The organism is Flavobacterium frigoris, from assembly GCF_900111075.1.
In the GTDB taxonomy this organism is placed as follows: Bacteria; Bacteroidota; Bacteroidia; order Flavobacteriales; family Flavobacteriaceae; genus Flavobacterium; species Flavobacterium frigoris.
Genome location: NZ_FOFZ01000001.1, coordinates 290,307 through 308,015 on the forward strand (window position 1 = coordinate 290,307; position 17,709 = coordinate 308,015).

Below are 17,709 nucleotides of genomic sequence, written 5' to 3' on the forward strand. Positions count from 1 at the left end.
TATTATGGCAAGTACAAGAGCAGCAATTCGTTATGCAAAAGCAATTCTAGAGATAGCACAATCTAAGGGAGTGGCTGAAGCAGTTAGTGATGATATGAATTCTATCGCTTCAACTATAAGTGCAAATGTAGAATTGAGCACTTTTATCCAAAACCCTACTTTGAGAGTAGAAGTTAAGGAAAAGGCCTTATTGGAAGTTTTTGCAAATACCAATAGCGTAACAAAAAGTTTATTTCATTTGTTATTTGAAAACAAAAGATTTGAAATTTTGGAAGCTGTTGCAGTAGAATACAGCAAATTATTTGATATCATGAATGGTGTAGAAGTAGCTCAAGTTACTACGGCCATTGCAATGGATGCTGCATTAGAAGCTAAAGTTTTAGCTAAAATTGCTACCTTATCAGATAAAAAAATCACGATAGAAAATCACGTAGATGCTTCGATTATTGGAGGATTTATTTTGAGAATAGGCGACAAGCAGTACAATGCTTCAGTAGCCAACAGATTACAAGTATTAAAAAGAGAATTAAGTAACTAGTTATTGCACATTTAAGTGTCTAAATTATAAATTAAGATGGCGGAAATCAAACCTGCTGAAATTTCAGCAATATTAAGAAAGCAAGTAGAAGGTTTTGAATCTGGCGCTACGCTAGAGGAAGTAGGAACAGTACTTCAAGTTGGAGATGGTATTGCTCGTGTTTACGGGCTTTCTAATGTTCAATACGGTGAGTTAGTAGAATTTGACAATGGTTTAGAGGCTATTGTATTGAATCTTGAAGAAGACAATGTTGGTGTAGTACTTTTAGGACCATCAACAGGAATCAAAGAAGGTTCTACTGCAAAAAGAACACAACGTATCGCTTCTCTTAAAGTTGGAGAGCAAATGGTAGGACGTGTAGTTAACACTCTTGGTTTTCCAATTGATGGAAAAGGACCAATCGGTGGAGATTTATACGAAATGCCTTTGGAAAGAAAAGCTCCTGGAGTTATCTTCCGTCAACCAGTTACTGAACCATTACAAACAGGGATAAAAGCAGTAGATGCTATGATACCAGTTGGTCGTGGACAACGTGAATTGGTTATTGGTGACCGTCAAACAGGTAAATCAACTGTTTGTATTGACACTATCTTAAATCAAAAAGAATTTTACGATGCAGGAAAACCTGTATTTTGTATATATGTTGCAATTGGACAAAAAGCGTCTACTGTAGCAGGAATCGCAAAAATGTTAGAAGAAAAAGGCGCAATGGCTTACACCATTATTGTTGCTGCTAATGCTTCTGATCCAGCTCCGATGCAAGTTTACGCGCCAATGGCCGGAGCTGCAATTGGAGAATATTTTAGAGATTCTGGTCGTCCAGCTTTAATTGTTTATGATGATTTATCTAAACAAGCTGTTGCTTACCGTGAGGTTTCTCTTTTATTAAGAAGACCACCGGGACGTGAAGCATATCCTGGAGATGTATTTTACCTACACAGTCGTTTATTAGAGCGTGCTTGTAAAGTAATTGCTGATGATGGAATTGCTAAAAACATGAACGACTTACCAGATTCATTGAAACCAATCGTAAAAGGTGGTGGTTCATTAACTGCACTTCCTATTATCGAAACTCAAGCTGGTGACGTTTCTGCCTATATCCCAACAAACGTAATTTCGATTACAGATGGTCAAATTTTCCTTGATGGTGATTTGTTTAACTCTGGAGTACGTCCTGCAATTAACGTTGGTATCTCGGTATCTCGTGTTGGAGGAAATGCACAAATTAAATCAATGAAAAAAGTAGCAGGTACTTTGAAGCTAGATCAAGCACAATTCCGTGAATTGGAAGCGTTTGCTAAATTTGGTTCTGACTTAGATGCAGTTACTTTAAACGTAATTGAAAAAGGTAGAAGAAACGTTGAGATCTTGAAACAAGGTTTGAACGATCCTTATACAGTAGAAGATCAAGTTGCAATTATCTATGCTGGTTCAAAAAATCTTTTGAGAAATGTTCCTGTGAATAAAGTAAAAGAATTTGAGAAAGATTTCTTAGAATTCCTTAACAACAAACACAGAGCAACTCTAGATGCTTTGAAAGCAGGGAAACTTACAGATGAAATTACAGATGTAATCCAAACTGTAGCAAAAGAAATTTCAGCAAAATATAACTAAAAAAGTATTAAGTATTAGGTAGTAAGTATTAAGGTGTGGCCTTTACTTATTACTTAATACTTACTATTTAATACTTAAAAATACAATGGCAAATTTAAAGGAAATCCGTAATAGAATTACTTCCGTTTCATCTACGATGCAAATTACATCAGCGATGAAAATGGTTTCTGCAGCAAAGCTAAAAAAAGCACAAGATGCAATTACAGCCATGCGCCCTTATGCCGAAAAATTAACGGAATTATTACAGAATCTTTCTGCTACACTGGAAGGTGATGCTGGAGGAGAGTTTACAACACAACGTGAAGTAAAAAAAGTATTGGTTGTTGCTATCACTTCAAACAGAGGTTTATGTGGTGCATTTAATTCAAATGTAATTAAGGCATCAAAAAGCCGTTCTGTATTTTATGAAGGAAAACAAGTTGATATTTTTGCAATAGGTAAAAAAGGAAATGATGTTTTGGTTAAAACCAATGCTGTAATTGACAATCAAAGTGCTGTTTACGATGATTTAACTTTTGATAATGTAGCTGTAATTGCAGATACGTTAACAGAGAAATTCCTTTCTGGAGAATATGATAAAATTGAATTGATCTACAATCAATTTAAAAATGCTGCAACTCAAATTGTTCAAACAGAGCAGTTTTTACCGTTGGCACCAATAAAATCAGATTTAACAGCTTCAGTTGGGGATTATATTTTTGAACCATCTAAAGAAGAGATTGTTTTGACTTTGATTCCAAAATCATTGAAAACACAATTGTACAAAGGTATTCGTGATTCATTTGCTTCAGAACATGGTGCTCGTATGACTGCTATGCACAAAGCTACTGATAATGCAACTGAATTGAGAAATCAATTGAAATTGACTTACAATAAAGCACGTCAAGCTTCTATTACTAATGAGATCTTAGAGATTGTTGGTGGAGCAGAAGCGTTAAACGGATAAGGAAAAATGTTTATTTTTTCAAATCTTTATATTTCGAAGCTAGAAAGAAATAAAAAAGTCCTATTTCTAAATATATATTTAAGAGCCACGTATATCGTGGCTCTTTTTTTGTTTAATTTTATACTTTATTACAAAACCACTCCAATTGAAAACACGAGAACTCACAACCGTAGCCGAAATGCTTCTAAATATTGAAATGCTTCAGTTTCTGTATCCAAAATTTACCCTGGAAAAATATGAATGCTACCTTAAGGAAATGGTGCCACATAATTACAAACAACTGGCAGTATATGAAAATGACAGTTGCGTTGCCGTAACTGGATTTTGGACAGGAACAAAATTATGGTCGGGTAGATACATAGAGATTGATAATTTTATTGTTCATCCAGAACATCGTTCTAAGGGACTTGGTAAAATGATGACAGATTACATTGATATAAAGGCAAAAGAAGAAGGCTGTAGCATGATTGTTCTAGATGCTTTTACTGGAAACTTTACGGCCCATCGGTTTTATTATAACCAAGGTTACGGCCCTAAGGGTTTTCATTTCGTTAAAATCATCAATGAAGAGGGATTATCTTAAATCATTTTACAATGGGTTATAATAAAAAAATATGGGTCTTAATTTTGTTGGCAGGAAGTCTATCTTTTTGTGCGTCTAAACAGGAAAATAAAATAGATTTTCCACAAGAAATAGCAGCGGCGTATTTCCAAAAAATAAATACTGGAGACAGTCAAGCTCGAGCTGGTAACGATTTTTATATCGAGTTCGACAAACCGCTTAAGAAAGGAATGGCGTTGGATAAAGTCTATTTTCGAAATCAGGTAGCTATACTTGAAAAAGAAAATGATAGTGTTTTCGTGGCTCATTTTTATGAAGCTCCAACAAATCAAGATATTATTTTAGACAGCAATCCATTAAAAGAATACGGTAATGCGGCGCCGGTAATTGTCAAACCAAAATTTGATCTAAAACCGAACGAGGCGATATTGCAATACAAGAAAAAAAACAAAACGGCGTACTACAAAATCACGAGTGTAAAAGAAAAACCAATCATTCTTTATCCATCAGGGATTAAACCAAAGAATTAGTTATTTTTGTTCTCTAAATATTAATAAGATATACCATTTTGGGATTATATAAAAAACTTTTTAAACAAACTGCTATATACGGACTCGCTACGGTTTTGCCGAGAATGTTTAGTTTTTTATTTGTACGACTATACACCGACTTACTTCCGAAAGCGGAGTATGGAAAAGTGTCTGTCATTTTTGCCTACATGATATTTTTTAATGTTGTTTTGGCGTACGGAATGGAGACTTCGTTCTTTAGGTTTTTTAACAAGGAATCCAACAAAGAGGCTGTTCTAGAGACGTCGATGGTTTCTATCTTTTGGAGCACCATTTCATTTCTGGTTATCGCACTTTTGTTTCGTAATAATTTAGCCGATTGGTCGGGAATCGATTCACAATATATAAGTTATACGATTTGGATTCTGGCTTTAGATGCCTTGGTGATCATTCCTTTTTCAAAATTAAGGGTCAATCAGAAACCGATGGTGTATGCGGCAATAAAGGTTGGAAACGTTTTGGTTAACCTGATTTTAAGCGTTGTTTTTTTATTGTATATCCCCATGTTAATCGAAGCAAATCCCCATGGTTTTTTGCGTTCTGTTTATGTGGATAACTTTCAAATTGGCTATATATTCTTAGCTAATATTATTGCGAGTTTACTAACTTTTGTCGCGCTGTCCCCAGATTATATATACTTGAGCTGGAAGATAGATACTGATTTATGGAAACGAATGATGCGTTATGGTATGCCTATCATGGTGGCGGGAATTGCCTTTGCCATCAATGAACAATTCGATAAAATTCTGTTGTCAAAACTGTTACCAGCTAATATTGCTGAAGCGGAGGTTGGAGTCTATTCTGCCTGTTATAAATTGGGATTGTTCATGGTTTTGTATCGAACGGCTTATACATTAGGAATCGAACCTTTCTTTTTCAGTCATGCTTCAGACAAAAATGCGCCACAAGCCTATGCCATGGTGACCAAATATTTTGTCATCTTCGGATCTTTTATATTATTGTCCGTAATCGTTTTTGCCGATTTGTTTAAACTAGTGATGATTGGAAACAGCTCCTATTGGGAAGCGATGAAAGTAGTGCCATTGATTATATTGGCTAATTTCTTTTTGGGGATTTATACCAATCTTTCCGTGTGGTACAAACTAATTGACAAGACCTACATTGGCGCTTATATTTCTATAATGGGTGCGGTAATCACCTTAGTGCTTAACTTTTTACTGATTCCTACCATGAGTTATTACGGTTCAGCCATTGCTACAATCGCTGCTTACGGAAGTATGATGATTATTTCCTATTACCTAGGGAACAAATATTACCCTATTCCGTATGATTTAAAAAAAATAGGTGGCTATCTCTCATTATCCATACTTTTTTCTGCCGTATCCTTTTATGGGTTCAGAGAGAATTATTATGTTGGAGTCGGTTTATTAATCGTGTTCCTTTATTTCATCTACCACAATGAAAAAGAAACATTGATGAGAATTATAAGAAAATAATAATAATTAGGAGCTATTTCCTGCTATCCGCTATATCTTTTCTTTCCTAAAAAGTCAAGAAAAGGATACCGCTACTATCAGGGCTAAAAATAAAAACAGCAGTAGAACAAGTCAAGACTTGTCATTAAACAAAAATTATAAAAATGAAAATAAACATTATCAATAAATCACAACATGCCTTGCCTAACTATGAGACGATAGCATCAGCGGGAATGGATTTAAGAGCAAATCTTACAGAAGCTGTAACATTGGAGCCGTTAGGGCGAACAGTGATTAAAACCGGACTTTTCATCGAATTACCAATCGGTTACGAAGCACAAGTACGACCAAGAAGCGGACTGGCTTTCAAAAATGGAGTTACTGTATTAAACAGCCCTGGAACTATTGATGCCGATTATCGTGGTGAAATTGGTGTGATTTTAGTAAATTTATCCAATGAAGCTTTTGTAATCCAAAATGGAGAGCGTATTGCCCAACTGATTATCGCTAAACACGAACGCGCGGACTGGATTGAAGTTCAAGAGTTATCTGAAACCTCACGCGGAGAAGGCGGATTCGGAAGTACTGGAGTGAAGTAAACTTAATAAACTAGATTGAAATATTTAAAAATTCGAAGAGAATCATTTAATTTTTCAATCATTTAATCTTTCAACATAATATACATGAAAATAATAGTGCCAATGGCTGGACGTGGTTCACGTCTTCGCCCTCATACTTTAACTATTCCAAAACCATTGATTCCTATTGCAGGAAAACCTATCGTACACCGTTTAGTGGAAGATATTGCCAAAATTTTGGATGAACCTATTGACGAAGTTGCTTTCATATTAGGAGACCCCGCTTTTTTTGGAGATGATTTGGTAAAAAGCTTAGAAGAATTAGCAGAAAGCTTAGGTGCCAAAGCATCTATTTATCGCCAGTTGGAGCCTTTAGGAACAGGTCATGCTATTATGTGTGCCAAAGAATCACTTTCTGGGCCAGCCGTAATTGCTTATGCAGACACGCTAATCAGAGCTGATTTTGATCTTGACCCTGAAGCAGACGCTGTTATTTGGGTAAAACAAGTAGATCAGCCAGAAGCCTATGGTGTGGTGAAATTAAATGATGCAAATGAAATCGTGGAACTAGTTGAAAAACCACAAGACTTTGTTAGCGATTTAGCCGTTATTGGGATCTATTACTTCAAGGAGGTAGGGGTTTTAAAGGAAGAGTTGCAAAATGTTTTAGACAACAACATTCAAAATGGTGGAGAATACCAAATTAATGATGGAATTAAAGCAATGATGGCCAATGGGAAAATCTTTAAAACAGGAAATGTTGACGAGTGGATGGACTGTGGAAATAAAAATGTGACTGTAGAAACGAATTCCAGAATGCTGGGTTTTTTGCAGAAAGAAGATACAACTTTAGTGGCTGTAAATGTTAGAATAGACAATTCAACAATTATTCCACCTTGTTATATTGGAGAAGATGTGTTTTTAATTAACTCAACTGTAGGGCCAAATGTTTCTTTAGGAAAAGGAAGCCACGTTACAGGAAGTGTGATTAAAAACAGTTTGATTCAGACGCATGCACACATTAGCAATGCTAATTTAGACAATGCGATGATTGGAAATCACGTCCGTTTTGACGGTGATTTTACCAGCATAAGCATTGGAGATTATTCGGTATTAGAATAACAATTTTTTTCGTTTTGTCCAGTATTTTACAGGAACGCATAAAAACCTATTATGCAACAGCTTAATTTGAGCTGTTGCGTTTTTAAAAAAGAGTCAATGAAAAAATCGACTTTATGGATTCTATTTCTTGTTTTGCTAAGCAATTCAGTATTGCTATTGGCACAAACGGAGCCGGAAGAGAAAAAGTCAAATAGTGACAAATTCCAGGATTATTTTTATGAGTCTTTAAAGCAAAAAGGAATCGAAAACTACGATAAAGCGATTGTGGCTTTGGAGCAATGTTTGAAAATTGAACCAGAGAACGCCACTATTTATTTTGAACTAGGAAAAAATTACTTGGCTTTAAAGGATTATAAGAATGCTTATAGTTCCTTTGAACGTGCTGCGCAAATTGACCCCGCAAACAAATGGTTTTGGATAGGAATGTATGATGTCGATTATGAAACTAAAGACTATGTCAACGCCATAAAAACGATTGGCAAACTCATCCCTTTTGACGCTAAATTCAAAGAAGATCTGACTTCGCTTTACATGAGCACCAGTCAATTTGACAAAGCATTGGATCTCATCAATGAGCTCAATGAATCGTCTGGAAAGTCAGAAAGAAGGGATTCCTACAAAATGCAGATTTTATCCCAAGGGAAATATCAAAATGCAGAAATCACCAATTTAATAGACCAAATCAAAAAGTATCCCAAAGAGGAATCCAACTACATTTCGCTGATTTATCTATATTCTAAAAACAATGAAACCGATAAAGTGTTGGAAACGGCACGAAAATTGGAAACAGCAATACCCACATCAGAGTGGGCGCAAGTCAGTTTGTTCAAATACCATCTGGAAAATAATGACGGAGAAAAAGCGATTAATGCCATGAATATTGCTTTGGCCAGTGCCAAAATAGATTCGAAAATAAAGCACCGAATTCTCAATGAATTCCTGATTTATGTAAATGCAAATCCGCAGTTTGCCCCTGATTTAGAAAAAGCCATCGGGTATTTTGATGATGATCCAGAAGTGAATGTGTCCAAGGAAATAGGGAAGTTTTATCATAATAAGAAACAATGGGATAAAGCCATTGGGTATTATGAAAAAGCAAATGCTAAAAGCACGGAGATTGATATGGAGACGAATTTACTTTTGCTTCAAGCGTATACAGAGTCAAAAGAGTTTGGAAAAGCAGCAAAAACAGCCATGGATATGGTGGATGTATTTCCCGCACAGCCGCAGTTTTATTATTATTCTGGCTTAGCATACAATCAATTGAGCCAATTTAAAAAAGCAAAAGAAATGTTGGAAGTGGGACTGGATTACCTGATAGACGACAAGGCATTAGAAATAAACTTCAACATACAACTTGGTGAAGCGTACAATGGTTTAGGAGATGTAAAGAAAAAAGATTTTTATTTTTCCAAAGCCAATCAACTATTAAAACAATAAATTCAAATGAATAAATTTTTAGCATTACTGGCAGTTGTCTTATTATTTTCTTGCAAGTCGAAAGCGATTGTGACAGAAGCTACTGTCCCAGTTACCTATTTAAAATCAAGTAAAATAATAGCGAATCACTACAACAATAAAACGGAGTTTTCTACATTATATATAAAGGCTAATGCTAAATATTCGGATGACCGATCGTCACAGAATGTTACTGCCGAAATTAAAATTAAGAAAGACGAACAAATTCTAGTAAGCATTCGTTTTCTTGGAATTACAATGGCGAAAGCTAGCATAACACCAACATCTGTGAGCTATTATGAAAAAATAAAAGGCACTTATTTTGAAGGGGATTTTAGTACTTTGAGCCAATGGTTAGGAACAGATTTGGATTATCAAAAGATTCAAAACATGTTGATAGGGGAAGCCTTAGATGATTTGTCAAAAGGCAAATACAAAGAATCATTAGTCGAGCAGTTGTATCGATTGGATGATTTGGCAAATGGCAATACTAAAAAAACATTCTATATCAACGCGGCAGATTTTAGTGTTCAAAAACAAGAAATTACGCAAACAGCTGAAGGAAGAATGATTCAGGTTGCCTATTCAAACATCAGGCAATACAAAGAAACGATGTTGCCAGGTAATGTAGTAATCAATACGTTTCAGCCCAAAGGGAAATCAGAAATTGAATTAGATTACAATACGGTAACATTCAATGAAGAACTTTCTTTTCCATATAGTGTCCCAAATGGTTACAATAGAATTATAATTAAGTAAATTTGCAAAAATATATTTTTAAGATGCCAAAATTTTTCCTTAGCCTATTGTTTATGTGTATGACTTCTATGATGTGGAGTCAGTCTTCGCAACAAGAAAAGTTAGAACAAAGAAAAGCCGAAATCCAACGGGAGATTAGAGAAAATGAGAAGATGTTGCAAAACGTTAAATCAAAGGAAAAGTCGGCGATGAATGTGTTTTTAATCCAAAAAAATAAAATCAGACTAAAAGAGACGTTGATTAATACAACCGAAAAGCAAACTAAGCTTTTGGCTAATGACATGTACATTAATCAAATGAAAATCAATAAGCTGAACAAGGAGCTTGAAGTTCTTAAAGTAGACTATGCTAGGATGATTGTGAAGTCCTACAAAAGCCGTTCAGAGCAGAGTCGGGCGATGTTTATACTTTCAGCAGAGAATTTTTTACAGGCTTACAAAAGAGCGCAATATTTAAAACAGTATACTAGTTTTAGAAAAAATCAAGGAGAAGAGATAAAATCAAAGTCAACCCAACTGGTGACTTATAATGATAAATTAAACGTTCAAAAAGTAGCCAAACAAAAGCTTTTAGTCGAAAACAGGAAAGAAAAAGAAGGACTTGTAAAAGAAAAAAAAGAGCAGGAGAAATTAGTCAATCTGATCAAGAAAGATAAGAACAGAATTGTTTCAGATATTCGAAAAAAACAACGGGAGTCTAAAACAATCGACAAACAAATTGACCGTTTAATCCGTGAGGCGATTGCTGAGGCGAATAGAAAAGCGGCGTTGGAGAAAGCTAAAGCGAGAGCGTTGGCAAGCAATTCTGGTGCGAGTAAAAAAGAGGTTGCTGCTGAAGCAGCCAAAGAATCAGTCTCTTCTTCCAGAATAGAGTTGACACCAGAAGACAAATTGATTGCAGACAACTTTAAAGCAAACAGAGGAAGCCTTCCCTGGCCTGTCGAGAAAGGATTTATATCATTAGGCTACGGCGATCAGGCACACCCTATTTACAATACCTTAGTAATTCATAATAGCGGTGTCGAAATCACTACTAATGAAGGCGCTAATGCAAGAGCGGTTTTTGGTGGAGAAGTAGCTAGTATTATGGTGCTGTCACCGGTAAATAAAGCGGTAATGATACAACATGGGGATTACTTCACGATCTATCAAAATTTAAGTTCAGTGTCTGTGAGCAAAGGAGATAAGATTAGTATTAAACAAAATCTGGGTAAAGTGAGAACAAATGGAGATACAGGAAAAACGATAATCAAATTTTTACTGTTACAAAATACTACCTACACGAATCCGCAAGGATGGTTGTCCACTAAATAAGAACGGCTTTTTAGTTCAAAAAAAAACAGCCTTGTGTTATCGTGTAAGATAAAACAAGGCTGTTTTTTTATGCGATGTGCTTTTCGTTCCTGTTTTTTTATTTCGAATAAAATAAGGATACTTATTAGGAACTGATTATGATGAACGACGGCTAATGCATCCGCTCGAATTATAGCAATTCTATTCAATGTATCCCAATAATCCCGAGCCATCGAGATGTCTATTTTTTATAGTATGCCAAAAAATCGGCACAAGTTATTGGCATTGTATTATAAATTTGGGACTACGAAATAACGATAATTGGGGCTATTTGTTGAAAGTGGATTCGGTAGACTTCATCATTCCTTCCGTATTCCAGGTACCAGAAACAATCATGCGTCTAATGGTGTATAAAGGATCGATTGAATCTCTTTTGGTCGAAAGAATAAACGCCATTTGGTAGCCACTCTTTTTTATTTCGGGAATCGCTTCCTTATTCCATAAACCAAAAGGATAGGCAAAATAGGTTACTGGCGTTCCTGTGATTTCTTCCAGTTTCGCTTTCGGTTTTACCAATTGCGTATTCCAGTCGTCACCGGAGTATTTCGTTACCATATGATGATCCCAGGTATGTGCTGCGATGACATTACCGGTATCTGATAATTCTTTGATTTGTTCTTTAGATAAATAGTTGGGACGGTTAATGGAAACGGTCATAACAAAGAACACGCCTTTAAAACCGTATTTTTCCATTTCGGCTGCACCAATGGTGTATTGTTCTCCGCGTGTATCATCAAAGGTAATCATGATTGGTTTTGAAGGTAGCGGGCCGTCATGCACTAAATACTCGTACAATTGTGCAGGTAATATCGTATGATATCCTGCTACTGACAACGCTTTCATTTGCGCTGCAAAGTCTGCTGGTTTTACGGAATAGACTTTGGTCATGGGGCCAGCACTGGCATCAAAATTCTTAATGTTATGGTAGCACAAAATAGGCACTTCTTTTTTTGAAAGAATGGTAGCCGCATCATTGGTCACTTTTTGTACTTCTGTCTTAGTTACAATGGCATTTAGCTCCGTTGTTTTCTGTGGCACTTCTTTGTTTGCTTCTTCTGCTTTTGATTGGCAGCCTTCCAGAATTACAAGTCCTAAAATCAGACAGGCGAAATAATTTTTCATTGTAGTAAACATTATTGAAATTGAATGTAGCTTGGTTTTGGAGTGAATTTTAGCAATTCTTCCGGAGTGTATATTTTCCAATCGTTCCAATTATCGTTTTTGTAAAACAATTTAAATCCGGTAAATTGTACTGGCTCTCTATAAATATAAGTCAGGTAGGTCGATCTTTTCAAGACTTTACTACCAAAGCCGTCCATATCCATCACTACTTGCACCTCAGGAAGTGTTTTTATCTTTTTATAGTCGGTTACCATTCCTTGGGTGAAACGGTGTACAATAAGCACTTTTGGCGTTAGTTTGTTTTCACGAACGACCTTAGCTAGAATATCGATGGCGTCGTTGATATCATCAGCAGTAAAACTACCTATTTTAGTTCCAGGAACGTGTCCGTTTTTTAATGAAAATTCAGGATCAATTCCTAGATGAACATTCGGTAAGGAAAGGTATTTTACCAGTTCGCTTACTTCTGCTTTCACCGTACTGTGTCCCACTTGAATATCTAAAAACACCAAAGCATCAATGGGTTTTGCCCAACTAATTACCGTGTCTATTTGCTTAAACGGCATGCGCATGCGGTGCATGTTGTCTTTTCCGGGTGCTCCTTGTGCTGTTACTGCAATATAATGCAAGGCGGGAATTGCTATTGTGGTCGTATCTGCGGCCTGCCATTTAGCGACTTCGCCTTGTAGTTTTTTAATCATTTCGGCTCTAGGATATTCTCCTAAAACGCCCATTCTTGTCGAATATAAATTGCCGTAAAAGGCAATGATTCTATGGTAGGGCAATAAGGCGCCCGGCAATGGATAAGGCGTTTTTACAGGCCATCTTCCAGTGGTGTCGTTATTGCTTAAAGCGATCATTCTTTTATTATAGTCTGCCGTATCGATTGTAGGGATTGCTTTTTTCTTGACAGAATCAGTGGCTATTGCCGCAGTTTTTTCCACCTCGTTTTTTTCATCTGCAGCCTTGCTTTTATTGCAGCTGGACACAAAAAAGAAAAGCGAAGGTATAAGAAGCGCAAGTGTGTAATTTTTCATAAAATAAATCTTGAGTTTGATGCAAAGGTATTGTTTTTAATGAACGGCAGATGTATTAAAATAGTATTCTGAGGCACAATTTTTATATAATTCACGGATAGTGTTACTGAGATTGACGCTAGTTATTTTTTACAAAAAATATAGTCCAAATAGTATCCGTGAGTACTGCAGAAAACAGGCCATTAATTGTATAGGGAAGGATTGGTTTTTTGATGGAATCATAAAAAATTCCATTCCACACCCGTTTTTGATTGCAAAGCAGAATAACCTAACTTTATCAACCTTTTCTACTATTAATTTAAAATTAAGTCGGTGTACAACAAGCTCCAGTTTTTTTTCCTGTTTATGCTATTGCAGCAAGGTGTAATTTTTAGCCAAATCACAAAGGACACTACGGCACTCGCTACAGTAACCATATTAGCTTCTCCTACAAAAGCTACACTTCAAAACACGGCTGCGTCTCTAGCAGTTATTAGCAGGAAGGAGCTCGATAAAAGTGATGGGATTATCCTGACTTCGGTACTCAATAAAATTCCGGGCTTGTATCTGCAACAAGGCGCTTTGAACACCATTAAAATTAGTATTCGCGGTATTGGTTCTCGTTCGCAGTATGGAACTCAAAAAATAAAGGCTTATTTCGAAGGTATTCCGATAACCACTGCCGAAGGAGAATCGACGATTGAAGATTTAGATTTAGAGACTATCGGGCGTATCGAAATCATCAAAGGACCTAATAGTACCAGTTTTGGTTCGGGATTGGGAGGTGTAATCAATTTGTTTGCGCGCGAAATTCCTACGGATGAATTTCAAGCGAAATCAAGCTCGACTTATGGAAGTTTCGGACTCTTGAAACAAAATTTTTCAGTGAATTATGGTAAATCTTCTACTTTAGGCGTTGTTAATTACAGTCATTTACAAAGTGATGGCTTTCGCCAAAATTCCTCTTATGATCGAAAATTACTTAATGTACAAGGGCAGCAAAAGATAAGCAGCAAAGGAGAACTATCCTTTATCGGAGTGTATACCCAACTCAAAGCCTACATTCCCAGTTCTATTAACGAGGACGATTTTAATATGCATCCCGAAAAAGCGGCAAGCAATTGGGCTCAGGCACAAGGCTATGAATTATATGATAAAGTGTTGATAGGCGTGGGTTACCGTCAGCAATTGTCTTCAAAATGGTCTTTGAAAACCAGTGTTTTTTCGAATCTTAAAAAAGCCTACGAGCCACGACCTTTTAATATCTTGGATGATAAAAGCAGCAGTATTGGTTTGCGTTCTAGTTTGAATTATAAAAACACGCTATGGTCAGTACCATTTGAAACGAGTTTGGGAACAGAGATGGCTTTTGATGAGTATACTTTTTCTCTTTTCGAAAATCGATATGCTTCGCAACCCAATCCAGGAAGTGTTGCCGGAGATGAATTTAGCAAAAAGCAGCAAAAAAGCAGCTACCAAAATTATTTTTTACAGGCAGATTTTTCGTTGTCCCCAAAACTTCATTTAGAAACGGGTCTGGCTTTTAATACCACACGCTATTCGTTACGGGATCTTTTTGCAGAAGCGGAGACAATGCCAGACCTAGCCTATACCTTTGGGGAAATATGGTCCCCAAGAGCGGGACTTTCATATAGTTTTACTAAAACAAAAACAATATATGCATCGATAAGTAAAGGGTTTTCAACGCCATCTGTTGCGGAGACGCTGACTCCCGAAGGACAAATTAATACCAACCTAAAACCTGAAATAGGGTGGAACTATGAACTGGGATTGAAGGCGCTAGGACTGAACAATAAATTACACACGGAGCTGACTTTTTTTAGTACTCAAATTACAAATTTACTAGTAGCAAGACGCACCGCCGAAGATCAATACATAGGCATCAACGCTGGGGCCAGTTCGCATATTGGGATGGAATTTCTTCTCGACTATACGCTTTTACAAACGAGCCAATACCAGCTTTCAACTTATTTTTCGGCGGCAGTGAATCGTTTTAAATTCAAGGATTTTGTGGATGGTACAAATGATTATTGTGGAAACCAACTCACGGCGGTACCGGATACGCAATGGAATGCAGGCGTGGATTTGAGTACGACTAGCGGATTTAAACTGCACGCTGCTTTTAGTAAAGTGAGTGCTATGCCGTTAAATGATCAAAACTCAAAATACACCCAAGCCTATTCTCTTTTAGATTTTAAAACAAGCTATACTTTTATGGTTTTAAAAAATCTGAAAACGGAGCTCAGTACGGGAATCAACAATGCAACAAATGAGCAGTATGCAGCTAGTATTTTGCCCAATGCTGTGGGATTTGGTCAGGCCAAACCAAGGTATTATTATCCCGGAAATCCGCGGAATTATTATGGCGGAATTAGCTTGAGCTATCTTTTTTAGAGTTCAATATGGGGCGTTTAATTCCATAGCTGTTTGCGGTTTTTATTCTAATATAAATTATGGAACGCGGATGAAACGGATTTGAGCGGATTACCGCTGATTATATGCTAGGAAGTTACAAAATAAATTTTTACCCGTCAAATCCGTGTCATTTGTGGATTGTTTTTTGTGATGTCTTGAGAAGTTATACCAAAAACCAGTACCATATAGTCCAACCTAAATATTTGTCAAATCGAGCGGAGTCGAGATGCGATAGTGGTTCTCGACTCCGCTCGAACTGACAATTGGACTGTCTTATAAATAGTATTGGTATTATTAAACAAAAACACTTCCCGAAACAAGTTAGGGATTAACGTAACTGACGGCGCAGATAATTTCAACCTAGTTACTGTTTTACTAGTGCTACTTCTTCTAGGCTAACACTCTTTTTTTGTTTGTTGCTCCAGGAATTCATAATGTAATTCATCACATCAGTGACTTCCTGATTGCTGAGTCCCATCGCTGGCATGGCGCTGTTGAATTTTTTGCCGTTAACCACAATAGGACCGCTGAGTCCAAATTTTAGCGCGTGAATACTCTGGGTTCTTTTTTCAGTGAGCCATGTGGATCCATCCAATGTGGGGAAATTAACACCATCTCCTTTTCCGTTTGCCAGGTGGCACTGCATACAAAAATCAGCATAGACTTCTTTTCCGTTTGCGATGCTTTTTTGTAAAGGCGTTTGTTGTTTAATTTCTAAAATAGGAAGGTAGTTCGTTTTTGAATTAACACTTGGATTCGAATAATATAAATAAGCGGACGCAAACAATGCAATTCCGAGATGTAGTTTAGCTATCATCATTTTAATTTCTTTAGGTTTAATTGCTTAAAGTGCTGCTTCGATTTTTTTACCACAGATTCACTGATTAAAAAAGGATTTTTACTATCTGTTAATCTGCAGCTATTATTTCACTAATACCATTTGGACTTTTTCTCGAGGTAATTTAATTGGGTTTAATTTTTACAATTCCTTTTCCTTCTACACCAATGTAAATATAACCGTCTGGACCTTGAGCAACATTTCGTACGCGACCAATATCGGTAGCGATTTTTTGTCGGCCTGTTATTTTATCGCCGTCTAATTTTACTAATTCGAGGTATTGAAATTTCAACGAACCCACGAGTAAGTTTCCTTTCCATTCTGGGTAGCGATCCCCAGTCACAAATGTCATTCCCGAAGGAGCAATAGAGGGAACCCAATAGTATATCGGATCTTCCATACCTGGTTTCTGCTGAATAGTACTGATGTTTGTGCCATCATAATCGATACCATAGGTTACGACGGGCCAACCGTAATTAGCGCCTTTTTTGATAATGTTGATTTCGTCTCCGCCTTTTGGGCCGTGTTCGTGATCCCAAATAGCGCCCGTAACCGGATTCTTTACTAATCCCTGCGGATTGCGATGGCCGTAAGAATAAATAGCTTCCTTAGCGCCTGCTTTCCCCACAAAAGGATTGTCTGCAGGAATGCTTCCGTCATCATTCAGACGATAAATTTTTCCGTTGTCTCGAGTTATGTCTTGTGGATTGACAAAATGTGCTCCGCGTTCTCCTGCCGAGAAATACAAATAACCTTCGTTGTCAAAAACGATTCGGGAACCAAAATGCTGTCCCTTAGTGGTGTTGGGTCCGCATTTGTATAGCGATTGTATTTGCGTGAGACTTTCATTTTCGAGTTTGGCTCTAATGAGTTTGGTGTTTCCGCCTTCTCCCTCGCCTTCTGTAGAAGCGTAGGTGATGTAAATCCAACCATTTTTGGCATAATCAGGATGTAAGACAATATCGAGCAAACCGCCTTGACCGCGATTGTAGACTGCGGGAACATTTTTCACTTCGGTTTTTTGGCCGTTTTTAATGTGGTACAAAATCCCGCTTTTCTCGGTAACTAGCATCGAGCCGTCCGGCAACCAAGCCATTCCCCAAGGAATAGGAATACCGTCCACCACGGTTTCCAAAGTATAGTTTTTTACTTCGTCTTGAAGCGCGACATCTTTTGGATTGGGCTGTGCCTGACAACTGTATATAAAAAAAGGTACAAGTAGTAGAATAAATTTGTTCATGATATTCAATTTAAAAAACGAGTTTTAAAGATAATAAAAGAATATCAGTCGATTAGCTATTTTTTAAAATTTTAGTTTTGAAAGCAATCGCTATTTTTATGACCTCGATATATTTAACCATTG

16 protein-coding genes are annotated in these 17,709 nt (G+C 36.8%); 12 read left to right on the top strand and 4 right to left on the bottom strand.

The features are described 5' to 3' along the window. Window positions 1–4 precede the first annotated feature (4 nt). The 11 genes from atpH to BMW63_RS01250 all read left to right on the top strand — a co-directional run bounded on the left by atpH (window position 5) and on the right by BMW63_RS01250 (window position 10,895). Window positions 5–538 carry an ATP synthase F1 subunit delta gene (gene atpH, locus BMW63_RS01200; RefSeq protein ID WP_074720416.1) on the top strand — a complete coding sequence of 178 codons (534 nt, stop codon included), beginning with the start codon at window positions 5–7 and terminating at the stop codon, window positions 536–538. Window positions 539–574: 36 nt separating this feature from the next. Further along, window positions 575–2,152: a F0F1 ATP synthase subunit alpha gene (gene atpA, locus BMW63_RS01205; protein WP_074720418.1), complete on the top strand. Its 1,578-nt coding sequence runs from the start codon at window positions 575–577 to the stop codon at window positions 2,150–2,152. An 85-nt stretch (window positions 2,153–2,237) separates the two neighbouring features. Beyond that, window positions 2,238–3,098, top strand: a complete 861-nt coding sequence (gene atpG, locus BMW63_RS01210) for an ATP synthase F1 subunit gamma (protein ID WP_074720420.1) — start codon at window positions 2,238–2,240, stop codon at window positions 3,096–3,098. 178 nt (window positions 3,099–3,276) lie between these two features. Next, window positions 3,277–3,681, top strand: a complete 405-nt coding sequence (locus tag BMW63_RS01215; RefSeq protein WP_074721122.1) for a GNAT family N-acetyltransferase — start codon at window positions 3,277–3,279, stop codon at window positions 3,679–3,681. 11 nt (window positions 3,682–3,692) lie between these two features. Next, complete coding sequence (locus tag BMW63_RS01220; RefSeq protein WP_074720422.1) at window positions 3,693–4,190, top strand: hypothetical protein; 498 nt, start codon at window positions 3,693–3,695, stop codon at window positions 4,188–4,190. A gap of 38 nt (window positions 4,191–4,228) precedes the next feature. Further along, on the top strand, window positions 4,229–5,686 hold the full coding sequence (locus tag BMW63_RS01225; RefSeq protein WP_074720424.1) for a lipopolysaccharide biosynthesis protein: 1,458 nt from the start codon (window positions 4,229–4,231) through the stop codon (window positions 5,684–5,686). Window positions 5,687–5,829: 143 nt separating this feature from the next. After that, window positions 5,830–6,264 (top strand): dUTP diphosphatase, encoded by a 435-nt coding sequence (gene dut, locus BMW63_RS01230; RefSeq protein WP_074720426.1) that lies wholly within the window; start codon window positions 5,830–5,832, stop codon window positions 6,262–6,264. Between the two features lie 84 nt (window positions 6,265–6,348). Then, entirely contained in the window at window positions 6,349–7,365 is a 1,017-nt protein-coding gene (locus BMW63_RS01235) for a sugar phosphate nucleotidyltransferase (RefSeq protein ID WP_074720428.1), read from the top strand. Between the two features lie 96 nt (window positions 7,366–7,461). Continuing rightward, window positions 7,462–8,805 carry a tetratricopeptide repeat protein gene (locus BMW63_RS01240; RefSeq protein ID WP_074720430.1) on the top strand — a complete coding sequence of 448 codons (1,344 nt, stop codon included), beginning with the start codon at window positions 7,462–7,464 and terminating at the stop codon, window positions 8,803–8,805. A gap of 6 nt (window positions 8,806–8,811) precedes the next feature. Then, window positions 8,812–9,582 (top strand): lipoprotein insertase outer membrane protein LolB1, encoded by a 771-nt coding sequence (locus BMW63_RS01245; protein WP_074720432.1) that lies wholly within the window; start codon window positions 8,812–8,814, stop codon window positions 9,580–9,582. A 23-nt stretch (window positions 9,583–9,605) separates the two neighbouring features. Continuing rightward, the gene (locus tag BMW63_RS01250) at window positions 9,606–10,895 is read left to right on the top strand and encodes a murein hydrolase activator EnvC family protein (protein WP_074720434.1); all 1,290 of its coding nucleotides are present in this window, start codon (window positions 9,606–9,608) and stop codon (window positions 10,893–10,895) included. A gap of 306 nt (window positions 10,896–11,201) precedes the next feature. On the opposite strand, the gene BMW63_RS01255 is transcribed toward BMW63_RS01250, so the two are convergent. Further along, window positions 11,202–12,056, bottom strand: coding sequence for a polysaccharide deacetylase family protein (locus BMW63_RS01255; protein ID WP_074721124.1), 855 nt, complete (start codon window positions 12,054–12,056; stop codon window positions 11,202–11,204). An 11-nt stretch (window positions 12,057–12,067) separates the two neighbouring features. After that, window positions 12,068–13,093, bottom strand: a complete 1,026-nt coding sequence (locus BMW63_RS01260) for a hypothetical protein (RefSeq protein ID WP_074720436.1) — start codon at window positions 13,091–13,093, stop codon at window positions 12,068–12,070. A gap of 312 nt (window positions 13,094–13,405) precedes the next feature. Here BMW63_RS01260 and BMW63_RS01265 point away from each other — a divergent pair, with 312 nt between their 5' ends. Then, window positions 13,406–15,487, top strand: coding sequence for a TonB-dependent receptor family protein (locus BMW63_RS01265; RefSeq protein WP_245744829.1), 2,082 nt, complete (start codon window positions 13,406–13,408; stop codon window positions 15,485–15,487). Between the two features lie 385 nt (window positions 15,488–15,872). Here BMW63_RS01265 and BMW63_RS01270 read toward each other — a convergent pair whose 3' ends face one another. Together BMW63_RS01270 and BMW63_RS01275 are read right to left on the bottom strand one after the other, a co-directional pair. Beyond that, the gene (locus BMW63_RS01270) at window positions 15,873–16,328 is read right to left on the bottom strand and encodes a c-type cytochrome (protein WP_074720440.1); all 456 of its coding nucleotides are present in this window, start codon (window positions 16,326–16,328) and stop codon (window positions 15,873–15,875) included. 142 nt (window positions 16,329–16,470) lie between these two features. After that, entirely contained in the window at window positions 16,471–17,586 is a 1,116-nt protein-coding gene (locus BMW63_RS01275) for a PQQ-dependent sugar dehydrogenase (RefSeq protein ID WP_074720442.1), read from the bottom strand. Window positions 17,587–17,709 lie beyond the last annotated feature (123 nt).